Consider the following 24,082-nt stretch of genomic DNA (forward strand, 5'->3'; position numbering starts at 1 on the left):
TACTATTACGTCTTAACTATAGTAGCCATTTTGTTTGATTCAAAACTAGCTTTTTAACTATTAATAATTAAAACAGACAATACGATAGGTTAGGAGGAAGGATAGCGTATGTCGGTTAAGCAACTAAAAATACCATTGTTCACATTAGCAAGCCTTTTATTTGGATTAAAGACATATATTGTGTATCGATTTTTATTTAATATATCGTTAGATAATATTATGCAAGAATTTATTCTGTTCATAAATCCATTTGTTTCTGCTTTCCTTGTGTTTGCCCTTAGTGTTTGGTTTAAGGAAAGAAGACAATTGAAATTCATAAGATATACGGCATTAATAGGAACACTAATTATTTACTTTAATCTATTATTCTACCGGAATTTCACGGATTTTATAACGATCCCAGTTCTTTTCCAGGGAAGCAACGCGGCGGATTTAGGATCAAGTATATTTGGTTTACTTCATATCACGGACATCTTGTTATTTATAGATGTTGCAGTTATATGGTATGTAGGTATTAAATTTAAATCAGTTGTTAAAGTTGATTATACAAGAAGAAATAAAGTGATGGCTTTGAGCTTATCTATCGCATTTCTTATTGGAAATTATGTGTTAGCAGAGATTGAACGCCCACAATTATTACAACGAACTTTTGATAGGGAATACCTAGTGAAAAATATTGGGTTGTTTAATTACCACTTATACGATATTGCCTTACATTCAAAGACAAAAGCGCAAAGAGTCTTCGCAGATGGTAATGAAATGCCAGAAATTAAGCAATATGTAAAAGAAAATACAACGAGTGATCAAAAATCTGAACTATATGGTATTGCAAAAGGTAAAAATGTTATTTTTGTTTCACTTGAGTCGTTTCAAACATTTTTGATTAATAACACCATGAACGGGGAAGAAGTTACACCTTTCTTAAATGACTTGATTAATGAAAGTTATTATTTTGAAAACTTTTATCATCAAACAGAACAAGGCAAAACTTCTGATTCTGAATTTCTAGTGGAAAACTCTCTATACCCTTTACCAAGAGGAGCAGTATTTTTTACACATGGTCAGAATGAGTATAATGCTATGCCTGAAATTTTAGGTGAACAGGGTTATTACACCTCTGTTTTTCATGCTAATAACAAAAGCTTTTGGAATAGGGATGTAATGTACAATAATATTGGATATGATAAATTTTTTGATGTAGAGTCTTATGAGGTAACCGAGGAGAATTCAATAGGGTGGGGCTTGAAAGATAAACCTTTCTTTGAACAATCCATTAAGTACTTACAAAATTTACCGAAACCATTCTATTCTAAATTTATTACGTTGACCAATCATTATCCATTTGAATTAAGTGAAGAAGATGCAACAATTGAAAAGTATAATTCAAATTCAAGAACATTAAATCAATTCTTCCAAACTGCTCGTTATACAGATGAGGCAGTGGAACAATTCTTCAATCAATTGAAAGAATCAGGTATCTATGAGGATTCAATCATCGTCTTGATGGGGGATCATTACGGTATCAGTGATTTTCATGATAAAGCAATGAGCATGTATCTTGATAAGGAAGAAATTACAGATTACGATCATATTCAATTACAACGAACACCATTCTTTATCCATATACCTGGTGAAGATGGAAAGGTTATTTCAAAGATTGCAGGTCAAATTGATGTAAAACCAACCTTGCTACATTTGTTAGGTGTTGACACTAGTAAGGACCTTTCATTTGGAACCGATTTATTCACAGATGACCGAAAGGGTTATATTGCGCTAAGAGATGGAAGCTTTATAAGTGATAAGTACATCTATACAAAGGACCAATGTTTTAATCGAGAAACTGGAGAATTACTAGGTGTTACTGATGATTCTTTAGATGATGAAGAAGATCAATCAACAGTTTGTAAGCCAATAAAAGATAAAGTTCAAAAAGAACTTTCTTACTCAGATCAGATTATTTATGGAGACTTATTCCGTTTTTATGATTTTGGTACGGAGGAATAAAGAAGGGAGCCCATTGTATGGGTTCCCTTTTCTGTGTTTTATTTTAGGTAGATAAGAAAGTATAAAAAAACAGAGATGTCTACCTCCGGGTGAGCAAGGTGGCCTGCGCTTTTCTTGTTTTAATGCTATAATAATGGTGGAAAGTTAACCAATCAGATACATACTGAGAGTTCAAAGTAAACATATTAAAAGCATCTATTTCTATAATGCAAGAAATAGATGCTTTAGGTCTTTAGTGTACTTTATCGTGGAATAGTTCCACATAAATTGTAGCGATTGAGAAGAATCCAAACACTGCTGCTGATAAACCAGCAAAAGCTACAGCAAACAGGTTCTTGTTTTTCAATTCTCTAATCACAGCAACTGCGCAAAGAATTGTGACGATTAATAAAAGAATTGCTAAAACCATTTTCTTAACCTCCTCACGAATACCAAACCGTTATTGAATAGGCGTTTTTATTATATTAATATGTAATAGAATATTATCTCTCATACATTCTAAATGAAATAGTTTGATTTGTCGAGGCTAATATCAATATAATTTTTTTCTGGAAGGTGTGATTTTCATGCAAATTAAAACGATTCCCTTAGGTCCATTAGGAACAAACTGTTACCTAGTATATCAACAGGATGACGCAGTGATTTTTGATCCAGGTGGGGATAGTGAAAAATTAATATCACTAATAACCGAATTAGGTGTTATACCTTTATCTATCTGTTTAACACACGCTCATTTTGACCATATTGGAGCTGTGGACGAGATAAGAGATTATTATAATATACCTGTATATGTTCAGCAGAGTGAAGCTAACTGGTTAGAAAATGCAGAACTAAATGGCTCCCTTATTTTTCAAATGGGGAAAATAAGCTGTAAGCCAGCTGAGTATTTTCTAGAAGAAGGAGTTACAAAGATAGGAAGGTTCTCATTTGAGGTACGTCATGTTCCAGGTCATTCACCAGGAGGAGTTGTGTTCATTTTCCATGAAAATAAGTTTGTGATTGGCGGAGACAGTTTGTTCCATTCAGGCATTGGTAGATCTGATCTGCCAGGTGGGAACATGGAACAGTTACTACAAAGTATTAAAGAAAAGTTATTAACATTGGATGATGACTATGTAGTTTATCCTGGGCATGGTCCTGAAACAACAATCGGAAATGAGTCAAAAAATAATCCATTTTTAAGTTAATCCTTTTATTTAGAGTGTTAATGTTCTTACTCGTATATTTAGATTTACTCTCAGTAATATATACTTTTTTGGATGAGTGCTATAACTCGCTTCGGCAGAATACTCCCTCTTCCTCGGGTACGACATCAGCTTCGTCAGAGCAAAGTACGCTCTTCCGGAAATATACTACGCTCAGCGCGAGCACGTAGAAAGCGTAGTATATTTCCGGAACTGTTGGTCTGCATTTACTAAATTAGAATTGTAAGAGTGTAGTTACTACGTATTTCTTCTTGACTGTGGACTTTTATAATTGTAGAGCAGCCGAATAAAGCTAGAAAAAAGACGCTTCCTTTTTAGGAAGCGTCTTAGGGGGATGTGCTCTACTTTGTTGGTTAGGGATAAAGTTAAGCTACTGTATTTAGTATATAAAGTTTATTTTTCTATGTCAAACAATATAAGAGAAGATCTAGCTCTTAAAAATGCAAAAACTCTGATCAAATATGATCAGAGTTTTTTTACTTATTAGTGTCCAAAACCGGGAACTAGTATGAAGTTGGAATAGAACGTAAATCCAATGAAAAATACCGTACAATAGGCACCAAATAAGTACATATACATTCTTTCGGATAAATTTAAGAAACCTACTCCTAAGAAGAAAACTGTTTGTACTAAGAACAAAAATGCCATGTTAGGCATATCCCCTACAAAGAACATAACAGCAAAAATTCCTGTCCAAAAAGCAAGCATTCGGAATACTCTATCCATACTTTCCCCCCTTTAAAAAGGTATGTATCACAAATATTATAAACGAGTCATTACTTATTGTAAATTAAACTTTACCAACATTATGTTAAAAAAAAGTTGCCCTTGAAAAAACAAGGGCAATTCTGAACTGGGCTAGCTGGATTCGAACCAACGCATAACGGTACCAAAAACCGCTGCCTTACCGCTTGGCTATAGCCCAATAACTTATTTACACTAACTAGTGTGACCGTTTTACTATTTTCTATACGTGATTTTTTTAATTAGATTGTTACGACAATCAAACTCTTAGCATTTTTGTCTGTTTGAATTAGAAAGTCATAAGTTGACGTATCCGTTTGCCCTGATTTAAAAGTAACAATTACTGTACCGTTGGGATAGATATATTTTTTCTGTGTTATCTCATTTTCTTTCGTATCGTCCTTTAACTCTGTTTTTGCAAGTTGCGTCAAGTTCTCAATTTTTATGAGCTCATATTCCATCTGGGACATTTCTATATGGTTCTGGTAGGTGGCAATACTTGTGATGGTCATGATCAATAAAATTGAGATGATAAACATTGTATATGGGAACAAAAAACCGGATGAATTAGTATACAGTACGTATGATTTTTTCATATTCTTCTCCGTTTAAAGTCATTACAGTAACCCTCATTCCATATGATAACGGTTTAATGTTCAAACTTTTTATACTTCTCGCGAGTACCTCATGGCCCGTACCGTCTACTTGTCTCCTAATAAGCTGTCCGTATAATTCTATCGTAACAGTCTCACCGTTGTGCTTAGAATACGTAACGGACGAATGAGAGGATGATACTTTAGATGCTTGATTTACTTCACTAGATAGAAAGTGGAATAATTGTCTGACAGAAAGTTCTTGATTAAAAGAATGTTGGTTGATAGTTGATAACAATATGGTAATGGTACTGATTAGAAGCATGGTCAAGGAGAGGGCGACTAGCGTGGATGCGAGCGTGAAGCCTGATTTATTCGCTTGATTGTATTCCATATAAACAATATCTTTCTGTATTATTTTTATCATTCGTCCATTTGGCACATCCTTTAATTAAGTTAGTTTTTTTCTCAAATGAAAAGAATACTTCTATGTTTAAAATATCTCGTTGTTTTTTTATAGGATATTTACTTTCTTTATCAGTATCTAGAATTGTTTTCGTTAGTGCATCATCTAATGCGGAAAGTATTGTCCTTCTTTGTTTTAGCATCATTTCTTCTATAGATATTTGATGGAGGATAGGTGTGATTGTTAGTAAAAGTGAAAACAGGATACAAATACAAGCGATTACCTCTACGAATAAATATCCTTTATTTTTATTTATCAATAATATAGCACCTCCCTTTTCCAAAAGGGAAATAAATGTAATAAGTTTTATAAGCTGTTTTAATGCTGAAGGTTCCTGGGTGGATTAGATTGCCATCACTCGTAAAGGATAAAGGCATACTTAACGTATTTAATTTAACAACCCAATCTTTAGGAAAAGTTCTTTTTATAAGAACTTTTCCATTTACATTTGTCTTAATTTGGTATTGGTTGTTAGTCACATCTATAGTTAAGCTAGCTTTCTCAGCCTGAACCATATTAAACTGTTGCAGGTAGAGAATATCACTCTCAAAGAGTTTATAAAAGCTATTTAATTGATAGGTATGTAAAGTTTTTAATTGTATGGAACTACCAACTACCAATAAAATAGAGATAATGCTCAATACGATAACTAATTCTAAAAAGGTAAATCCCTTTTCTTTCATTGGTTGTTAACGATCTCAATCGTGTTCGTATTAGAAGAGGAGAGTTGTACTTTTTTACTGTTGTTAGCGCAGGTATCTGTCTGTAAATACTTTTCAGTAACAAGTTCATGCAAGTCAGTAGGGGAAGTGTTGTTATGGTCAATCTTGTATGCTTGTAATTGGTTCTCAGCCATTTGTTTTAAGGCGTTACAACCTTTACTTTGGACATCATTATTTTTTTCAGCTAAGTTAGGAACTAATAAAATTAATAGCGTACTAATTATTGCTAGCACAATTAGCATTTCTATAAGTGTAAAGCCTTTTTCACGAATTTTTAACATGATTATCTTTCCTTTCTGTTTTAGATATCGGAAATTAATTGAAACATGGGAAGCATAAGGGACAGATAAACCATAATGATTAATCCAGCGAAGATACAAAAAAATATTGGTTGAATAGAAGTGATTAATTTTTTCGTCTTATCTTCCATTAATTCGGTTAGAAATTCTACATACATCTTTAGGTCTTTAACCAATTGGTCTGAATTCGCGTTTTTTTGAAAAATGGATTCTAATTCCTTTTCTAACAATTTACAATAAGGGAGAATTTGAGCAAATGTACGCCCTCTTGCTAGTTCGTGAATTATGTAATCGGAATAATAAGCTAGGATCGGGTATTGGTTATGGTCTTTGATAATGGATAGACCATCTTTTAAGGAAATACCAGCATGCAATAGGGAGCTTAGATGTAATGAAAATAGCAAGGAATGGTTTAATTTTTGGTAAGTATTAATAAAAGGAATTTTTTCGTATAGGCTCAGGAGTTGTCCAACATTTAGTTTGTTTCTTATCTTGGGCCAACAGAGAGTAATCAGAATAATTACAAAACCAATAACAAAAACAATGTTTAGAAGCCAATCAATGACATGAATGGAGATCAGGTGGATTGTTGAGGATTGACTTGTTGATGAGAATAATTGTATAAAAGAAGGATATACAGATTTCTTTAAGAAGAATAGTAAAATAATGAATAGTAGGAATAGAACAGTAGGGTATCTGGACACTTGCTTCACTTTTTTAATAAAACTTATTTGCTGTTTCAACATTAAACAGCAATGGTGCAAAGCGTGTGGGATATTACCGTGTGCAAGAGCAAAATAGAGAAAAGAAACTATTTGTTTGTTAAAATGTGCATCCTCCATTGCTATATTTAGTGGATTACCTTGTTTTAGTTTAGTTGAAATGCCTTCTACTCTAATTTTGTACGTATCATTCCATTGTAAAACATCCAAAGCGTCAGTTAGTGAATATCCGTTTTCCAAAAGCCTGTTTAATTTATGAAGAAGTTGATGCTGATCCTCTAAGGATAGCTTACGAATCCGTTTGTTTAAGTACCGATTCATCACAAAATCCATAGGCATATGCCTTCTTTCTTAATAGTTGGAATGAGGAGAAATTGCTGTTCTTCCTTATTGGTTCTCCCAAAATAGCTTGTTGCAATAAATTTGAATCAAGTAGTTCTAAGATTGCGGCACGGGAAGGAAGATGGGCGGGAGTTTGTAGTGGTAATAGCTGAAGTGAAGCAACAGCTATTAAACTTTGTTCAAGGTCTGTTTGCTTAATTCCCATTTCAATTAAGCGATGGATGGTTCCTTGTGCATTCTTGGCATGTAGAGTAGAAAGTACCAGGTGGCCAGTGAATGAGGCATGAAAGGCAAATTGTGCTGTTTCCCGATCACGGATTTCTCCAACCATTATGATGTCAGGATCATGACGTAACGCAGCTTTAAGTCCTGCATTGTAAGTAATACCTGCTTTTTCATTTACTTGAACTTGCAAGATGTTCCTCATTTCTTTCTCTATCGGGTCCTCTAGTGTAATGGTTTGATAAGCGTGATTGATTAGAAGGGACTGAAGTAGAGCATAAAGAGTAGTTGTTTTCCCACTACCTGTCGGACCTGTGAACAGAATAATACCTGAGCGATGAGAAATCCATTGTTTGATTTTCTTTAGCTGCTGAGGGAAAAGAAATAACTGTTCAAGTGGAAGGGCATCTTGTTGAGGTAATATTCGAATTGCTAGGCTTTCGGAAGTGTTTACAGGTAGGGTGGAGAGACGGAGAGAAAACTTTTGAGATGTTGTTTGGAAATCAATCATTCCGTGTTGCGGCTTTCGATTTTCACCAATATCCATTCCTGATGAGAATTTATAATATGCGAGTAAAGTTTCATACTGTCTCATCGAAATCGAAGCATGAAAGATTCTTTTACCATGGACTCGAAAGAAAATGTCAGTTAGCTCAGTGGAAGGACAAAAGTGGATATCAGAAGCAGTAGCCTGAATGGCAGAAAGAAGAAGTTTTTTGGAAGATACGGCAGTTAAATTCAATAATGATTCACCTCACTTTTTCTTAATGATACAATAATTCGACAGGGATGTTTTAATTCCTTCTAAATACATAAAAATATTTTTTAAGGGATAGGGGATATTAATGAAAGGTATTTATTTAATTGGTTTTATGGGAAGTGGGAAAACAAGTGTGGCTATAAGTCTGTCCGACAAACTTCAATTACCCGTTCAAGATACGGATCAAATGATAGTTGATTATACGAAATCAAGTATTGCTTCTATCTTTGACAGGTGCGGTGAGGAAACATTTAGGAATTATGAAAGTGAGATGCTAAAAAGAACTGAAGGAGAAGGTAAGATTACTTCTACGGGTGGAGGAATAGTCGAACGAGAAAGTAACTGTGATTGGTTGAGAAGGAATGGATTAGTGTTCTATCTAGATACATCTTGGGATGTGATACTAGATAGACTAAAGGATGATAAATCTAGACCGATTTGGAACAACAATCAGCGAGATAAAAGAAAACTATTAGAAAGTCGGATTCCAAAATACGAAGCAACAGCCAACTATGTTATAAAGACAGATGGAAAAGATCCAGAAGCTATTGCGGATGAAATGATAGCACTTATAAATGCACCCAAATAGGAGATACTAAACATATACAAATTCACAAGAGGTGAACTATATGTCTGGAAATGATTATGTCAAGTTCATGACTCAAGAAATTGTTAAATATATGGATATGAAGCCAGAAGAGCGAAAAAAAAGGAAGCAGGAAAAAAGTCAAAAGGACTTTTCTGTTTCAAATCGATGGTTTGGTATTATCCCATTTGCATTCCGATTACTAGTAAAAAAAAGAAAGTAGCAAGTTCCTATTAGGATACTTGCTACTTTCTTTATGTAGTGGATGTGTGAATTAAATGAATAGTTTGTTGGATGTTAGTTGGGATAGATAGAATAATCCGCCATTGATTACGGATAATTCTATGAAAGGCTGAAACCTATTTTCGATGTCATTCATTTCTTGATCAAACCGATTCTCATATTCTTCATCATCACCACTATTTTGGTAAAAGTGACTTAAAAGTTGCTTTTCTTCTTGTAGATGGTTCCAAGATTCCTGTGCCCATTCATGGTTTTGCTGTTGTAAATATCTTTCTAAGTATTGAATTATTCGCTGGTAGCCACTTTTTAGACGTATAATGGGTGTCATCGTATAACTAAAATCTGCTATGGATGACTGTAAAGAGATCTTATTAAGTTCATCCATCATATCTATTTTCATTGCGCCGTTAATAAGTTGTAACCCAATTGAAATGATTTCATCTCTTTTATGTTTGCCAGTATAGCTGATTTTCATATTAATGACTAACCACGGTACTAAAGCAGTTCTTTGGCTAGTGTTATTTTCCTCGAATAATCGGGTATATTTCCCTTGATTAGTAAGTGTTCTAAAAATTTGATGAATCCGCGGACTCCCAAAATGAACCCATTCTCCTTCTTCTTCTCTTCGTTCAGGATTGGTAATAAAGGAAACAGTCATTGGTTCACCTGGATACCCAAGTTTTTTAACATATTGCCAATAGAATGGGCGGTTCATGAGAATTTCGTCCATTTTATCTGTTAATTGTACGTGTAATTTCCCATTCTCATTTTCCAATATTTCACATTGATTGGCGATAAAATAATCGGTCATAAAGTCATGAAGATTCTCTAGTGCCATTCCAATCCTCCTCAGAATTATTTTGTTGTGCAAATGAGATAACAGAGGATAGGTTTTCTAGCTTGATCCTAGCTTCCCCATCTGTTGCTGACTCTTTGAATATAGTTTGTATTTCTTCTTCCATATTTCCAATGTTCAGATCGGCTAAAATGGAATCTAAATTACCAACCACTCGTTCAAATAACTGGATTTTTTCATATAGTAAGTTAAGTACATGCTCTTCCATCGTGTTTCTAATTGCGAAATTATAAATATTCACATCAGATTCTTGTCCAAAGCGGTGGATACGACCGATTCTTTGCTCTAAACGCATTGGATTCCAAGGCAAGTCATAATTAATCATATTGTTACAGAACTGCAGGTTAATCCCTTCGCCGCCCGCTTCGGTAGCGATAAGAACTTGTGCATGGTTTTGAAACAGTTGTCTCATCCAATCTTTTTTCCCACGCTTAAATCCCCCGCGAAAAGGAACGGAAGAGATTCCATGCTGCTGCAGATACCACTGTAAATATAGTTGAGAAGCTCTGTACTCTGTGAAAATAATAAATTTCTCATCAGTATCTTTGATTAACTCGACTACTTTATCAGCTTTTGCATGATGTGGCAGTTGTTCAATACGTCCTAGAAAACTTTCATAATCTGTTCGATTTACTATTTCTTTATCCTGATTTAGCATTTTCTTTAGCGACATATAACAGGCTTCTCTAGAAGAACAGAGTTCTCTAGTATAAGTAATGGAAGAGAAACTAGCTGAGTCTTTGGAGATCCTTGTTAATTCATCGTAGGCCTCTTGTTCTTCTTTCGTAAAGTCAATCCATACTGTCTCCACTTTTCGTTTTGTCCAATCTATACCTGTATCCTGCCTCCGGTTTCTCACCATTACTTTTTGTATTAATTGTTTTAAATGTGCATCATTAAATAGGTTTTTACGATCCTTACCAAACTGATTAGTGAAATCCTCATAATTTCCAAGATAACCAGGTTTTAAAATAGATACAAGATTAAAAATGTCACTCAATTTATTTTGGACCGGCGTGGCTGTTAATAGAAGACAATACTTTTTCTTTAAGGAACGGACAAATTCATAGTTTTTTGTTTTGTGATTTTTTAATTTATGGGCTTCATCGATTAAAACAAAATCATAGTCTTGTTCTAGAATGATATCTTTATGTTGTTGTCGTTTAGCTGTATCAATAGAGGTTACTACTATATTTTCCTGATCCCATACAGGTCTTTTCCTTTGGGAAAGGGCAGGTATATAGAATTTCTGATTTAATTCATTAACCCATTGGTTTACAAGTGATGCAGGTACAAGAATTAATGCTTTTTTTACTAATCCTCTAATCATATACTCTTTTAATATTAAACCTGCTTCGATTGTTTTACCTAGACCAACTTCATCTGCTAGAATTCCTCTACCATTCATTTCTTCCACAATTTGTTGTGCGCATTCTAATTGGTGCTCTAGGAAAGTCATGTGTGGTAAATGATTTGGTGCGGTTAACCCTTTGAATTCTTTTGTCATTGTAGCTAAAGAAGAATCATAGGACATTTTAAATAGATTCCAATTGGTAAATGGCCCATCATTTTCTAGCTTGGTATTTAATTCGTCAATAAATTCTTGGTCACGTTTTAATTGGATATTCATAAAAAAGCCCCTTTATTTGACTATTTAGGTTTTTTCAAAAATTAACAACACAATAGAATGGTGCTGTGATATAATAACTTTAATTATTGGTATGAAAAGTAATCTGTTGATCTACTTTGCCTATACATAACTACTAGTATGCCCAGTTTTCTACAATTTAAAAATAAGCGAATGAGAACAAGAGGAGAGACCACTAAAGTGGCGCCGAAGGAGCAAGCATAAATATGCGAATCTCTCAGGCAAAAAGACTCTTGTTTGACGCAACTCTGGAGAATGTTTACTTATGGTAAACTACCCAAGAAGAAAGCTATGTTAAATGGCGAAACTTTCTGGTTCAAGGACAGAGACTTCATCTTTGGTGGAGTCTCTGTTTTTTTATGTGGAAAGAAACAAAGGATCGTTAGAGATTACTTTCTGTACAAGGTAAACACGTAAAAGGAGGACTACTAAAATGACTCAGATAAAGCGCACCCCGTTGTATCCGGAATATGAAAAACATGGTGCAAAAACAATTGATTTTGGTGGATGGGACATGCCTGTTCAATTTTCAGGTATAAAAAATGAACACTTTGCAACTAGAAGCGCAGCAGGATTATTTGATGTATCACATATGGGTGAGATTATCGTAGAAGGACCTGACAGTGAAGCTTTCTTGCAACAGATGTTAACGAATGATTTATCTAAGCTTAATGAAAATCAGGCTCAATATACGATCATGTGTTATGAAGATGGTGGAACAGTTGATGATTTAATTGTATATAAGCTTGAACAAGAAAAGTTTCTATTAGTAGTAAATGCTTCTAACACTGAAAAAGATTTTCAATGGTTACTAGACCATAAAACAGACGGAGTTTCCATCCATGACTTTTCCGAGGATTATGTACAATTAGCTATCCAAGGACCTAAGGCAGAGATGATCCTTCAACAATTAACGGAAGAAAATCTTGAAACGATTAAATTTTTCTACTTTATAGAGAATGTCCGATTTGAGGATGTTACAGACACCGCACTAGTCTCCCGTACTGGATACACTGGTGAAGATGGTTTCGAAATATACATAAACGCTCGTTCAGGAAGGGACCTTTGGAATAAAATCATCGAAGTGGGTGAAAGTCACGGACTTGCTGTAATTGGATTAGGTGCTAGAGACACGCTTCGATTTGAAGCAACCCTTCCTTTATATGGGCAGGAATTAAGTAAAACGATAACTCCTTTAGAAGCTGGTTTAGGCTTTGCTGTAAAAACAGACAAAGAAGTAGATTTTATTGGGAAGGCTGTCTTAAAAGAGCAGAAGATGGCAGGAACAAAGCGTAAGTTAGTTGGAATTGAGATGATTGATAAAGGTATACCTAGAACTGGATATAAGGTCCTTAACGATAACAATGAAGAGATTGGTGAGGTGACAACCGGAACGCAGTCTCCAACATTAAATAAAAACATAGGCTTAGCACTAGTTCATGCTGAATTTTCAAATTTGGATACAGAGTGTTATGTCCAGGTAAGAAAGCGTAACTTAAAGGCAAAAGTAGTCTCTAAACCTTTCTATAAACGTTCTTAAAAATTTAAGGGGGATAATCATGGAATTTCGTTATTTACCGATGACAGCAGATGACAAGTCAGAAATGCTAAGTAAAATAGGTGTTACTTCAACAGAAGAGTTATTTTCTGATATTCCAAGTAGCGTCCGTTTAACAAAAGAATTAGATCTAAAGATTCCAAAAAGTGAAGCAGAATTAATGAAGGAGCTATCCTTATTAGCTAAACAGAACATCACTGTTAAATCTCACACATCTTTCTTAGGGGCGGGTGTTTATGATCATCATATACCTTCTATTGTAGACCACATTATTTCTAGGTCGGAATTTTACACGGCATATACACCTTATCAGCCAGAGATCTCTCAAGGGGAGCTACAAGCGATATTTGAGTTTCAAACGATGATCTGTGAGTTGACAGGGATGGAGGTAGCTAACTCTTCCATGTATGATGGTGGAACGGCACTTGCGGAAGCAGCAAACTTAAGTGCTGCACAAACGAAACGTAAGAAAATACTGGTTTCAAAAACAGTTCATCCTGAATCTCGTGCTGTTATTCATTCCTATGCAAAGGGGCAAGGAATTGAAGTGATAGAAATTGACCATGCGAATGGAATAACCAATTTAGAACTTCTACGCGAACAATTAAGTGACGAAATTGCTAGTGTTGTCATTCAATATCCAAATTTCTTTGGCCAAATTGAACCATTAGCAGATATCCAAAAAATAGTTGCAGACTCCAAAACAATGTTTGTTGTATCTAGTAATCCGCTGGCACTTGGGTACTTGACACCACCAGGAGAGTTTGGGGCTGATATTGTAGTAGGAGATACACAGGTTTTTGGTATTCCAGCACAGTTCGGAGGACCACATTGTGGTTATTTTGCTACAACAAAAAAACTAATGCGGAAGGTTCCGGGCCGTTTAGTTGGTCAGACTGTTGATGAGAATGGTAAAAGGGGGTTTGTGTTGACCCTTCAAGCAAGAGAACAGCATATTAGAAGGGATAAAGCTACCTCCAATATTTGTTCAAACCAAGCATTAAATGCACTAGCATCGTCTGTTGCGATGAGCTCTATAGGAAAACAGGGTATGAAGAAGATGGCTTGGCTGAATATGCAAAAAACACACTACATGAAGAAAATGCTAACCGATAAGGGGATTAGAGTTGTATTTAGTGGTCCGATGTTTAATGAATTAGTCATCGATATTGGTAAATCTGTTACAAAATTGAATCAAGTTCTTTTAACCAAAGGGTTTATTGGTGGTTATGATTTGGAAAAGAGTTATTCGGAATTAACCGGCTACATGTTGGTAGCTGTTACAGAAATCCGTACGAAAGCAGAGATTGATACGTTTGTAGAGGAAGTAGGTGCGCTAATTGACTAATCAAGATTTCCCATTAATATTTGAACATAGTAAAGCTGGAAGAACGAGTTATAGCCTTCCTGAATTAGATACACCAGAATTTGATTTAACAGAAACAGTTGGTTCTGACTATGTTAGAAAATCAGAACCTGAGCTTCCTGAACTTAGTGAACTTCAGATTATTAGACACTATACAGGATTATCTCGACGTAATTATGGTGTGGATTCAGGATTCTATCCATTAGGCTCTTGTACCATGAAGTATAATCCGAAAATTAATGAAGATGTTGCTAGATTAGAAGGATTCAGTCATATTCATCCTTATCAACCTGAAAGTACTGTCCAAGGAGCATTGGAAGTCATGTATGACCTACAACAATCGCTAGCAGAAATTACTGGCATGTTTGAAGTATCTTTACAGCCTGCAGCTGGAGCACATGGAGAATGGACTGGATTAATGATGATCCGTGCTTTCCATGAAGCTAATGGTGATTTTAATCGTACTAAAGTAATCGTCCCAGACTCTGCCCATGGTACAAATCCAGCTTCTGCAACAGTTGCGGGATTCGAGTCTGTCACTGTAAAAACAAACGAACGTGGTTTGGTTGACTTAGAGGATTTACGACGTGTGGTTGGAGCTGATACGGCAGCATTAATGCTTACGAATCCAAACACCTTAGGTTTATTTGAAGAAGAAATAATGGAAATGGCAAAAATTGTACATCAGGCTGGCGGTCGCTTGTATTATGATGGAGCCAATCTGAATGCGATTATGGGATACACAAGGCCAGGAGACATGGGCTTTGATGTTGTCCATTTAAATTTACACAAAACGTTTACCGGACCGCATGGCGGTGGTGGACCGGGATCAGGTCCTGTTGGGGTATCGAAAGAATTAGCACCGTATCTACCAAAACCAGTTTTATTGAAAAAGGAGGGTCAATATGTATTTGAATATGACCGTCCAAATTCTATTGGTAGAGTAAAACCATTTTACGGTAACTTTGGTATCAATTTACGTGCTTATACCTATATTCGGACAATGGGTGCTGAAGGGTTGAAAAAAGTGAGTGAATATGCTGTGTTAAACGCGAATTATATGATGAGAAGCCTACAAGCAACATATGAGTTACCGTATACGCAACATTGTAAGCATGAGTTTGTTCTTTCTGGTAAAAAGCAGAAAAAACTTGGTGTTAGAACGTTAGATATTGCTAAACGTCTCTTAGATTACGGCTATCACCCACCGACTATTTATTTCCCTCTCAATGTTGAGGAAGCAATGATGGTCGAACCAACTGAAACGGAAGCGAAGGAAACATTAGATGGATTTATTGAGACAATGATAGAAATTGCTAACGATGCTGAAAAAAATCCGGAGATTGTCCAAGATGCGCCACATACAACTATTGTGAAACGAATGGATGAGGCAACAGCTGCAAGAAAGCCTGTGTTACGCTATACGAAGAAAGATTAATAGATTATATTGCATTTGAGTGAGGAGGGAAATGAGAGTGAAACAGAGTATTGTTTCGCTCTCATTTTTTAATTATAGAATAACCTAGTGGGTAAAATGTGTTAAAATATGGAAGTGGTTTTGTTTATTGTGATCTGTAGGGGGAGAAACAATGTCGTACTTAATAAATATGACTAAAACGATTTTTTACTATTTGATAGGAATTTTAGGAATTATTCTAATCTCTTGCATTCCTAATTCCATAAAGGAAGGGCTTAGTTTTGATTGGAGATTATACGTTACCAGTATAAAAAGTGTCATAATCAAGTTACTTAACCCAGATCAATGGTATTTCAATAGGATAGACGGGGTAGGAAGGGTGACGAGGGAGCCAATAATAGCTTTTATAAAAGATGACTATCCTTACGTGATGACTATTTTATGTTGTTCATTGCTTCTTGCTTTACTCTTAGGATTTGTTTTTTCGTTTTTGACATTTTTACTACCGAAAAAAATTCAATGGATCATGATAAAAATTCTCAACATATTGGAAGGATTTCCTGACGTTTTATTTATTTTGCTAGTTCAAATGTTTGCTGTATGGAGCTATCAGACAACAGGATTAAAACTTTTTGATTTCATATATTTGGGTAATGAGAAGATCTATTTTGCTCCTATCATATCTTTATCGATACTGCCGACTATTATGTTCTATAAAATTATCATGCTCTTATTAGAGCGTGAGTTGGCGGAGGATTATGTACAACTTGCAAAGAGTAAAGGATTAAAACAGGGGTATCTATTGGCTATACACTGTTTACGGAATATCAAAAATAGTTTGTTTCATCAGTCGAAGTCAGTTGTGTGGGCGTGCTTATCCAGCTTATTTATCATTGAATACTTCTTTAGTTTGAATGGTATTTTAAACTTTATCCTGTTTGATTCTACTCCATTTGTAATTGCTTTTGCGATGATACTAGTATTTTCACCTTTTTTTCTTTTTTATGAAATGGTTGAGATTCTGGTTATACAAAACGGTCACGACATGGTAAATCGTTCATTTAGCAAGTTAACGCCTCTTTTTTCCAAATCGGATATTCGTATGCTAATTGAGAAAATTGGGAAAGACATTGTGTCTGCTTATCGCAGTTTTATAGCGTTATTAAGAAGACCAATATCCTGTGTTGCTCTTTTGTTTGTTATAGGTATGGTAGTCGTTAGTGTGTTGTACCCACATCTAAAAGAACCCCCCATTAAAGAAATGGAACTGCTGTATGACGATAATGGGAAACTGTTGAGTGTAGCACCACACCCACCATCTTCCTACTTTCTACTTGGATCAGATCGCTATGGCTATTCTATTTTCGATCAAATTATGGTGGGGGCTAAGTACACCATCATATTCTCGTTACTAATTGCATTATTACGTGTCGTAATTAGCTATCTGTTAGCTTTTCCTTATCTCTTTTTTGTGCCAATTACAATGAAAAAGTGGATGGCGAAGCTTGCAAATGGAATGCAATTTCTTAGCTTTAGTTTAGTCGCTTATATATTGATTCAACCTGTTGTAACTAAAGACGCAGAGTTTCCATGGCATAACACATTTACAGAAAGAGTGATATTTGAGGTTATCATTTTGGTTATATTTGTCCTACCAATGTTACTTAATATTATTGGGAATGAAATGGACCAATTAATGGATAAGGAATTTATTCTCGCAGCACAGTTGATGGGGACGAGTAATGTAAGACTGTTTATTAACTACATAACACCTAATGTATTTCCTAGTCTTGTCAATCTCTTTAGACAACAAGTCATTCAAGTATTGTTTGTCTTTATCCATCTTGGCGCACTAAGTGTGTTTTTTGGTGGGACTATCCGAAATGTAGGAGCACCACCTCAATCGTTCACAAATGAATGGGCAGGAGTCTTGTCTTTATTGAAAGAGGGATTAATGACAAATAGATATTGGCTGATCCTACCAACCTTGCTTGCTTATTTACTGTTTATTTTCTCTGTACAAATGATTACTTCCGCCATTATTTCACATGAACAGAGCAAAGTAGGAATATTTAAATGGTAGAAAAAATACAGCGAGCGGCGTTAAATTATTGTTATTTTAAAATGTAGTAGTAACAAATAATAGCGATACCGGTATCAAAATTAATAAAGATGCAAATAAAAAGGTATCTCGTAGGAGATACCTTTTTATTAGAATGATGCTTTTTTTGATTTTTTAATTTTACCATTCCATTGTTTAAATCCACCCTTAAGGTGATTCAAGTCTTGGTATCCCTTTTTATTGAGTAACAATGCGGCCCTCATAGAACGTGTGCCACTCTGACAATAAAGATATACCGGTTGGTCTTTTCGTAATTCTATTAATCGTTGACGCATTTGAGATAACGGGATATTTCGTGCACCTAATATATGCCCTGCTTCAAACTCTTTTGGTTCGCGAACATCTATCAATTGTGCTTTACGATACCCTTCACGAAATTGATCCTCTGTTAACGTATTTAGTATTTTCCTTTGTTTAAAGTATCTATAGACGCTAAATAAAATAAAAGCTACTAAGATTCCGATTAAAATGTATAGTTCCATCCTTATTTCCCCCAATTATTTTCTGTAGAAGTCCTTTATTTATTATATATGATTATACCATTTTTTAAACCCTTTTTCTTCTTCAAAACCTAGATAATCAAGTATTTAAAGTATATTAATAGAACAATAGCGCAATACGACTGTTGTTGAGGGGGGGTGTTTTGGTCGTTATACGGTGTTTGATTGTGGAAGTTATAAAAGAACTAAATTTCCGGACAAAGGATTAGGAATTTAAAAGCAATTAATTTGGAAACTAAACAAGCAGATATAAAAGTAGATAAAGAGTTCGTTTCTGTCTTAGATAATGAATTAGAAGCAAATAAAACACAAGCTCTTGGTGAAAGACGAGTTGGACTTTTATAGGAAAGCTATCAGAATAAGCCACATGTAGTGTTAATGGATACGATTCATGAATTAGAAAAGACTAATGTTATAATTGGTTCCGAGGATGGAGATACTTGTCCCGTTTGCCGTAAAGGTAGGTAGAGGATATTAGTGGATGTAACCATGTACAAACTGTAATGCACAACTGAAATGTGGGTTGTAATGTAGGTAGGGGGGCGACTAATTAATGGTCGCCTTTTCCCATGTCTATTAAAATTATTGTAAGAATTCCAATAGACTGATATTTAATATAATTTTTGAAAATGATATAGCTTGAATTTCTAGTTGTAAGATCGTAGATATGCTTGTCTCGTTGTGAAAACTGGTGTATCCTTTAATTGATGGAATAAAGCGAATAGGCGAATGGAGGATCAACATGCCAACACCAAGTATGGAAGACTATATCGAGCAAATATACATGTTAATCGAATCAAAAGGATACGCAAGAGTATCTGATATAGCAGAAGCACTTCAAGTACATCCTTCCTCCGTTACGAAAATGGTTCAGAAACTAGACAAAGATGAATACTTGAATTATGAAAAATATAGAGGTCTTATTCTAACATCAAAAGGGAAAAAAATTGGGAAACGTTTAGTTTATCGTCATGAACTGTTAGAACAATTCTTGGAGATTATCGGTGTTGAAAAAGAAAATATATATGATGATGTAGAGGGTATTGAACATCATTTAAGTTGGAATTCAATCGATCGGATTGGGGACTTACTACAGTATTTTGAAGATAATCCTAGTAGAGTGGCGGAGTTAAAACAGGTGCAGCAAAATAACAGTTAAGCTATACATAGCAAATATAAGTCTCGGAGTAGTATTTAATATAGTTAATAAGTTTATTAAGATGAAAAAGGTGTATCGTTCCAAAAAGTTGGAACGATACACCTTTTTTTAATCATTAAGCTTGTTGTTTTTTTCTAAATTTAGAAATTACTTCATAAACAATTGGAACGATGACTAGTGTTAGAATGGTAGAACTTGTTAAACCACCTATTACCGTAACACCAAGCCCTTTAGAGATTAATCCGCCGCCTTCTGCTCCTATGGCAAGTGGGATTAATGCTCCAACTGTTGCGATTGCTGTCATTAGAATCGGGCGTAAACGTGTTGCGCCAGCTTCAAGTAAGGCATCACGAGTAGATAAGCCTTCTTTTTCCATGTGCAGTACACGGTCAATTAATACAATGGCATTTGTTACTACAATACCGATAAGCATTAAAGCCCCGATCATTGCAGAAACGCTTAATGGCTCATTTGCTATCCATAGAGCGACTAATCCACCAATAATGGTAAATGGTAGCGAGAATAGGATAGCAAAAGGTGCTAATCCCCCACCGAAAGTTACTACTAACACAAAGTAAACAATCGCAATCGCTGCCAGCATAGCTAATCCTAGTTGTGTAAACGATTCTTTAATTTGTTCCGTTACACCACCAAATTCTGTTGTTACACCATTAAGGTCTAAATCATTTATTTCATTTTCCACTTCTGTCGATATGGCAGCGACATCGTTGCTTAGTACATCTGCAGAAATGGACGCATACATTTTCCCGTCACGACGTGTAATAGTGTCAGGTGATTTACCTTCTTCAACATCCATCACATCGGATACCTTAACAGAAGTTCCAAGTGGAGTTTGAATAATGGTGTTTTTCACATCGTCAATACTGTCGTAAGACTTTTCTTCTACTTCCACATAAACGTTAATATCTTCACCGTCATGCTTTACAGTAGTTAAGATAGGTGTATCGCCTGTGCTGCTAAGACTCATTCCAATCTGAGCTGATGTTAAGCCGTATTGACTCAATTTTTCTTGATTAGCAACAAGGGTATATTGATCATATGCTTCAGACAGGCTTGATTCAATTTTATCAAGATCCTCTTTTTCCTTCATAACAGGAATAATTTTATCAACAGCAGTTTGAATTTCTTCAATTGAGTCACCATAGACAAATAATTCTAGACTACTACCGCCAGTACTAGCAATTTCAATGGTACCCCAATCACCTTTTTCAGTATCTTGATTTAATTGATCAATAAGATTAGAGCTTTCCTCACTGAAGTTTTCAAAATCACTATCATATTCAACGAAGAACAATGCTGAGTTATCGCCACCCATGCCCATCATAGACATAGAGCCACCGCTACTCCCGATAGAATACTGATACGTTGTAACACCATCACGGCTGCTTAGTATATCCTCTGCACTACTAGCAATCTTTTCTACTTCTTCTTGTGTTTGTCCTGGCTCTGGACTATAAGTTGCCATCACCATTTTTTGTTCATCTTGAGGCAAGAAACTTACTCCAATAATAGGTACTAAAAATAGACTAGCAACTAAAACGACTGTAGCACTACCAAAAGTAATCCACTTATGATTTAGTGCCCATTCTAATATACCTTTATAGAAGTTTGCGAGCTTACTAGGTTTTTCTTCATGTGTAACTTTTGCTACATTGCCTTTCCCGTCTAATGACTTCTTAAATAAAGAGTGGGCAAGCATTGGAACAATCGTAACAGCTACTAATAAAGAAGCTAGTAGAGCAAATACTACTGCTAATGCAAACGGCAAGAACATTTCCCCGACTTGCCCGCTTACTAATCCTAAGGGTAGGAATACAGCTATTGTAACAATAGTAGATGAACAGATAGGAATAAACATCTCTCTGGTAGCTTCCCGTATTAGGTCTTTTCCTTTTAGCGTTTCACCTGCTAATGCCATTCTTCGGTAGATATTTTCAATGACAACAATGGAGTCATCAATAACCCGCCCGATGGCAACTGTTAAGGCACCCAACGTCATAATATTTAATGTGATATCCAATTGTTGTAATACTAATATTGCCATTAATAAAGATAAAGGAATGGAAATAATAGATATTACTGTCGTTTTAACACTTCTTAAGAAGAGCAAAATGATGATAACGGCAAACAACGCTCCAAAGAGTGCTTTATTTAGCATGGTACTTACTGATTCTTCAATAGGCTTTCCTTGGTCAAAAGTTGAAGTTACGGTTACTCCTAAATTATCTTCAAATTGAGTAATTTCATCTTTCACAGCATTTACAACATTTACGGTATTCGCTTCTTGTGCCTTTACAATCTGAATACCAATAGATTGTTCACCATTCGTTCTAGAAATCGATTCTGACTCACTAACAACCTCAATACTAGCAAGCTCTTGTAAAGCTATAGTAGGTAGTTGAATAGAAGCTACAGCTTGCTGATTAGACTGGGGTGCTGTTTGATTCGCTTCAGGTTGCTCAGCATTAGTTGGATTAGTCTGTCCTTGTTGAGCAGATTGTGGTGTAAATGGTATTTGTATATTTTTAAAGTCGTCCACTGTTGCAACATTACCATCTATTACTAAGTTTTTCACTTCACCGTTAAAATTAGTTAATCCTAATGGAAAGGATAAGTTAGACCCCTGTATGACTTGTTTTACAGTGTCTTCCGTTAAACCATATTGTTTCAGCGCATCTTGATCAAATTTCATACTAACTTCTTGAACCTGTTGTCCAGAAACTTGAACATCTGCAACGCCTTCAATCCCCTCAAGAACAGGCAAAACGTCATCTTCTACAGTAGTTGTTAATTCTTCAAGTGTAAGGTCAGGATTACTAATACTTAACGCCATCACTGGAAAAGCGTTTAAGCTAAGGCGAGACACTTGAGGGTCATTAGCACCATCCGGTAAAGCTATATTTGATAGTGCATCTTCTACTTCTTCCGCTGCTTGGTCCATATCTTTGTCAAAATCGAATTCGATTTGAACAGAAGATGCATTGGCTAGGGAAGAAGAAGTGACCATTTTAACTCCACTTAAGTTTTGAAGCTTTTGTTCAATTGGCTCCGTTAACTCACTTGCAACTTCACCGGGTGCTGCACCTGGATAAGTAGTGATGACCGATACGTTCGGTAAGGTTATATCAGGCATTGTTTCTTGTTTCATATTAAGTCCTGCGTATAACCCTGCAGCTGTTACCATAATGGTAAGTATCCATATGGCAAACTTATTGTTGAGAGAAAAATTAATTATCTTCTTCACTAATGACACTCCTCCTAATATTGTTGACTGACTAGTCATTGCTTCGTATAATATAACTGATAAGTCAATTCGATGCAATCATTTAAGCATTATCTTTTGGTTAAAATTAAGTAAAGTTAAAGCTCTTTCGCATGTTTAAAAGAATTAACGTTTTTAATTATTCCTGAAGTTTGCTATTCTTGATATAGTAATAAGTAGTATTTAAAGTGACTGGTTGGTCATAATAGGTAAAGGTCGTGGAGTAATGAATGAAAAGAAAGAGAAGATAATTACAACAGCAATAGATTTGTTTGCAGAAAAGGGTTTTCATACGACTTCGATCCAAGAAATTTCAGAGAAAAGTAATGTGTCAAAAGGAGCATTCTATTTACATTTTCACTCTAAAGATGAATTATTACTAGAGATTTTTAAGTATTATTATGAGTTAATGAACACGAAGATTCGTGAAGCGGTTGATCCAAATCTTAAGCCAAAAGATAATTTTGTAAGACAAGTTCAAGTTCAAATTGAAGAGATAATGAAACATTCGAGCTTTATTATTACGCAGCTTAGAGAACAAGCGATTACACTTAATAAAGATTTGTTCGATTTTATTCGTTTAAAGGAAATAGAAATGCAAAAGTGGTATGAAGATGAACTAATAGCTATTTATGGTCCTGAGGTTATGCCATACGTAATGGATATAATGATTATGTATGAAGGGATAAAAAGTAGTTATTTACAGGTATTAATTCGCGAACAAATCACAGTCGATTTTAAAAAGCTATCAGAGTATACGGTTAACCGATTGGACACTCTTGTCACACAACTCTTATCCGAACAAGAAATTCCAGTGGTTACGAAAAAAATGATGAAGGACACTTATTCCAACATTACTTCGCCACAAGCACAAATCAGAAATGAAGTGACTGAAGATTTAGTTGAAATGGAGAAAATTTTGCGGGAACTTAGCTATAGTACAAGCAAAATGAATGAACTACAAGGTGTCATTGATTTCTTACTAGCAGAAGTAAAAAAGGAAGAGCCGAAAAAGTTTGTTATTCAAGGTATGTTGGCTAACCTCAAAGGGATACCAGAGTTTGATAAGCACCGAAAGTGGATTTCACAAAAGTTGGATGTAAGGTTATTATAGTAGCAATGAGTAAAATTGAATATTCGTTTTAACCTGTAAAGGGGAGTAGCTTTTACAGTAAAGTCGTCATTACAGAGAATTAATTTCTCTCGGCTTTATTGGCAACTTTTATTGTTAGCAAGACCTTTACCTATTTTTAGTAGGTAGGGGT

23 protein-coding genes, 1 tRNA gene and 1 riboswitch are annotated in these 24,082 nt (G+C 35.2%); of the genes, 10 read left to right on the plus strand and 14 right to left on the minus strand.

Annotated elements, in window-relative coordinates:
* Positions 1 to 108 precede the first annotated feature (108 nt).
* Positions 109 to 2,004, plus strand: a complete 1,896-nt coding sequence (locus H7K77_RS00710; protein WP_186575790.1) for an LTA synthase family protein — start codon at positions 109 to 111, stop codon at positions 2,002 to 2,004.
* A gap of 232 nt (positions 2,005 to 2,236) precedes the next feature.
* Here H7K77_RS00710 and H7K77_RS00715 read toward each other — a convergent pair whose 3' ends face one another.
* Positions 2,237 to 2,413 (minus strand): DUF2759 domain-containing protein, encoded by a 177-nt coding sequence (locus H7K77_RS00715; RefSeq protein ID WP_186575791.1) that lies wholly within the window; start codon positions 2,411 to 2,413, stop codon positions 2,237 to 2,239.
* Between the two features lie 157 nt (positions 2,414 to 2,570).
* Here H7K77_RS00715 and H7K77_RS00720 point away from each other — a divergent pair, with 157 nt between their 5' ends.
* Positions 2,571 to 3,191 carry an MBL fold metallo-hydrolase gene (locus H7K77_RS00720; protein ID WP_186575792.1) on the plus strand — a complete coding sequence of 207 codons (621 nt, stop codon included), beginning with the start codon at positions 2,571 to 2,573 and terminating at the stop codon, positions 3,189 to 3,191.
* A 501-nt stretch (positions 3,192 to 3,692) separates the two neighbouring features.
* On the opposite strand, the gene H7K77_RS00725 is transcribed toward H7K77_RS00720, so the two are convergent.
* The 9 genes from H7K77_RS00725 to comGA form a co-directional block, all read right to left on the minus strand.
* Positions 3,693 to 3,935, minus strand: a complete 243-nt coding sequence (locus H7K77_RS00725; RefSeq protein WP_186575793.1) for a DUF2626 domain-containing protein — start codon at positions 3,933 to 3,935, stop codon at positions 3,693 to 3,695.
* Between the two features lie 127 nt (positions 3,936 to 4,062).
* Positions 4,063 to 4,134, minus strand: a tRNA-Gln gene (locus tag H7K77_RS00730).
* Between the two features lie 61 nt (positions 4,135 to 4,195).
* Positions 4,196 to 4,549: a hypothetical protein gene (locus tag H7K77_RS00735; RefSeq protein ID WP_186575794.1), complete on the minus strand. Its 354-nt coding sequence runs from the start codon at positions 4,547 to 4,549 to the stop codon at positions 4,196 to 4,198.
* Entirely contained in the window at positions 4,521 to 4,973 is a 453-nt protein-coding gene (locus H7K77_RS00740; RefSeq protein ID WP_186575795.1) for a ComGF family competence protein, read from the minus strand. The genes H7K77_RS00735 and H7K77_RS00740 overlap by 29 nt, the downstream gene beginning before the upstream one ends.
* On the minus strand, positions 4,918 to 5,271 hold the full coding sequence (locus H7K77_RS00745; RefSeq protein WP_186575796.1) for a hypothetical protein: 354 nt from the start codon (positions 5,269 to 5,271) through the stop codon (positions 4,918 to 4,920). Before H7K77_RS00745 ends, H7K77_RS00740 begins: the two co-directional genes overlap by 56 nt.
* On the minus strand, positions 5,261 to 5,695 hold the full coding sequence (comGD, locus tag H7K77_RS00750) for a competence type IV pilus minor pilin ComGD (protein ID WP_186575797.1): 435 nt from the start codon (positions 5,693 to 5,695) through the stop codon (positions 5,261 to 5,263). Before comGD ends, H7K77_RS00745 begins: the two co-directional genes overlap by 11 nt.
* Entirely contained in the window at positions 5,692 to 6,015 is a 324-nt protein-coding gene (comGC, locus tag H7K77_RS00755) for a competence type IV pilus major pilin ComGC (protein ID WP_186575798.1), read from the minus strand. The genes comGD and comGC overlap by 4 nt, the downstream gene beginning before the upstream one ends.
* 20 nt (positions 6,016 to 6,035) lie before the next feature.
* Entirely contained in the window at positions 6,036 to 7,088 is a 1,053-nt protein-coding gene (gene comGB, locus H7K77_RS00760) for a competence type IV pilus assembly protein ComGB (RefSeq protein ID WP_186575799.1), read from the minus strand.
* A complete protein-coding gene (gene comGA, locus H7K77_RS00765) occupies positions 7,045 to 8,061 on the minus strand; it encodes a competence type IV pilus ATPase ComGA (RefSeq protein WP_186575800.1) in 1,017 nt (338 codons plus the stop codon). The genes comGB and comGA overlap by 44 nt, the downstream gene beginning before the upstream one ends.
* A gap of 103 nt (positions 8,062 to 8,164) precedes the next feature.
* Here comGA and H7K77_RS00770 point away from each other — a divergent pair, with 103 nt between their 5' ends.
* The gene (locus H7K77_RS00770) at positions 8,165 to 8,668 is read left to right on the plus strand and encodes a shikimate kinase (protein ID WP_186575801.1); all 504 of its coding nucleotides are present in this window, start codon (positions 8,165 to 8,167) and stop codon (positions 8,666 to 8,668) included.
* A 40-nt stretch (positions 8,669 to 8,708) separates the two neighbouring features.
* Entirely contained in the window at positions 8,709 to 8,888 is a 180-nt protein-coding gene (locus tag H7K77_RS00775) for a YqzE family protein (protein ID WP_186575802.1), read from the plus strand.
* A gap of 51 nt (positions 8,889 to 8,939) precedes the next feature.
* Here H7K77_RS00775 and H7K77_RS00780 read toward each other — a convergent pair whose 3' ends face one another.
* Both H7K77_RS00780 and H7K77_RS00785 read right to left on the minus strand, forming a co-directional pair.
* Positions 8,940 to 9,746, minus strand: a complete 807-nt coding sequence (locus H7K77_RS00780) for a YqhG family protein (RefSeq protein ID WP_186575803.1) — start codon at positions 9,744 to 9,746, stop codon at positions 8,940 to 8,942.
* Positions 9,724 to 11,394, minus strand: coding sequence for a DEAD/DEAH box helicase (locus tag H7K77_RS00785; protein WP_186575804.1), 1,671 nt, complete (start codon positions 11,392 to 11,394; stop codon positions 9,724 to 9,726). Before H7K77_RS00785 ends, H7K77_RS00780 begins: the two co-directional genes overlap by 23 nt.
* Before the next feature lie 171 nt (positions 11,395 to 11,565).
* Positions 11,566 to 11,655, plus strand: a riboswitch (glycine riboswitch).
* 190 nt (positions 11,656 to 11,845) lie between these two features.
* Here H7K77_RS00785 and gcvT point away from each other — a divergent pair.
* The 4 genes from gcvT to H7K77_RS00805 all read left to right on the plus strand — a co-directional run bounded on the left by gcvT (position 11,846) and on the right by H7K77_RS00805 (position 17,836).
* Positions 11,846 to 12,952 carry a glycine cleavage system aminomethyltransferase GcvT gene (gene gcvT, locus H7K77_RS00790; RefSeq protein WP_186575805.1) on the plus strand — a complete coding sequence of 369 codons (1,107 nt, stop codon included), beginning with the start codon at positions 11,846 to 11,848 and terminating at the stop codon, positions 12,950 to 12,952.
* A gap of 19 nt (positions 12,953 to 12,971) precedes the next feature.
* Positions 12,972 to 14,318, plus strand: coding sequence for an aminomethyl-transferring glycine dehydrogenase subunit GcvPA (gcvPA, locus tag H7K77_RS00795; RefSeq protein ID WP_186575806.1), 1,347 nt, complete (start codon positions 12,972 to 12,974; stop codon positions 14,316 to 14,318).
* Positions 14,311 to 15,774, plus strand: coding sequence for an aminomethyl-transferring glycine dehydrogenase subunit GcvPB (gene gcvPB, locus H7K77_RS00800; protein WP_186575807.1), 1,464 nt, complete (start codon positions 14,311 to 14,313; stop codon positions 15,772 to 15,774). The genes gcvPA and gcvPB overlap by 8 nt, the downstream gene beginning before the upstream one ends.
* A 151-nt stretch (positions 15,775 to 15,925) precedes the next feature.
* A complete protein-coding gene (locus H7K77_RS00805) occupies positions 15,926 to 17,836 on the plus strand; it encodes a hypothetical protein (RefSeq protein WP_186575808.1) in 1,911 nt (636 codons plus the stop codon).
* A 128-nt stretch (positions 17,837 to 17,964) separates the two neighbouring features.
* Here H7K77_RS00805 and H7K77_RS00810 read toward each other — a convergent pair whose 3' ends face one another.
* Positions 17,965 to 18,357 carry a rhodanese-like domain-containing protein gene (locus H7K77_RS00810; protein ID WP_186575809.1) on the minus strand — a complete coding sequence of 131 codons (393 nt, stop codon included), beginning with the start codon at positions 18,355 to 18,357 and terminating at the stop codon, positions 17,965 to 17,967.
* Between the two features lie 760 nt (positions 18,358 to 19,117).
* Here H7K77_RS00810 and mntR point away from each other — a divergent pair.
* The gene (gene mntR / locus H7K77_RS00815) at positions 19,118 to 19,534 is read left to right on the plus strand and encodes a transcriptional regulator MntR (RefSeq protein ID WP_186575810.1); all 417 of its coding nucleotides are present in this window, start codon (positions 19,118 to 19,120) and stop codon (positions 19,532 to 19,534) included.
* Between the two features lie 115 nt (positions 19,535 to 19,649).
* Here the strand turns inward: mntR and H7K77_RS00820 are convergent, their stop codons facing one another.
* Complete coding sequence (locus H7K77_RS00820; protein ID WP_186575811.1) at positions 19,650 to 22,799, minus strand: efflux RND transporter permease subunit; 3,150 nt, start codon at positions 22,797 to 22,799, stop codon at positions 19,650 to 19,652.
* A gap of 244 nt (positions 22,800 to 23,043) precedes the next feature.
* Here H7K77_RS00820 and H7K77_RS00825 point away from each other — a divergent pair, with 244 nt between their 5' ends.
* Entirely contained in the window at positions 23,044 to 23,931 is an 888-nt protein-coding gene (locus tag H7K77_RS00825) for a TetR/AcrR family transcriptional regulator (RefSeq protein WP_186575812.1), read from the plus strand.
* Positions 23,932 to 24,082 lie beyond the last annotated feature (151 nt).

Origin of the sequence: Aquibacillus kalidii (assembly GCF_014280935.1) — a bacterium.
Taxonomy (GTDB): domain Bacteria; phylum Bacillota; class Bacilli; order Bacillales; family Amphibacillaceae; genus Aquibacillus_D; species Aquibacillus_D kalidii.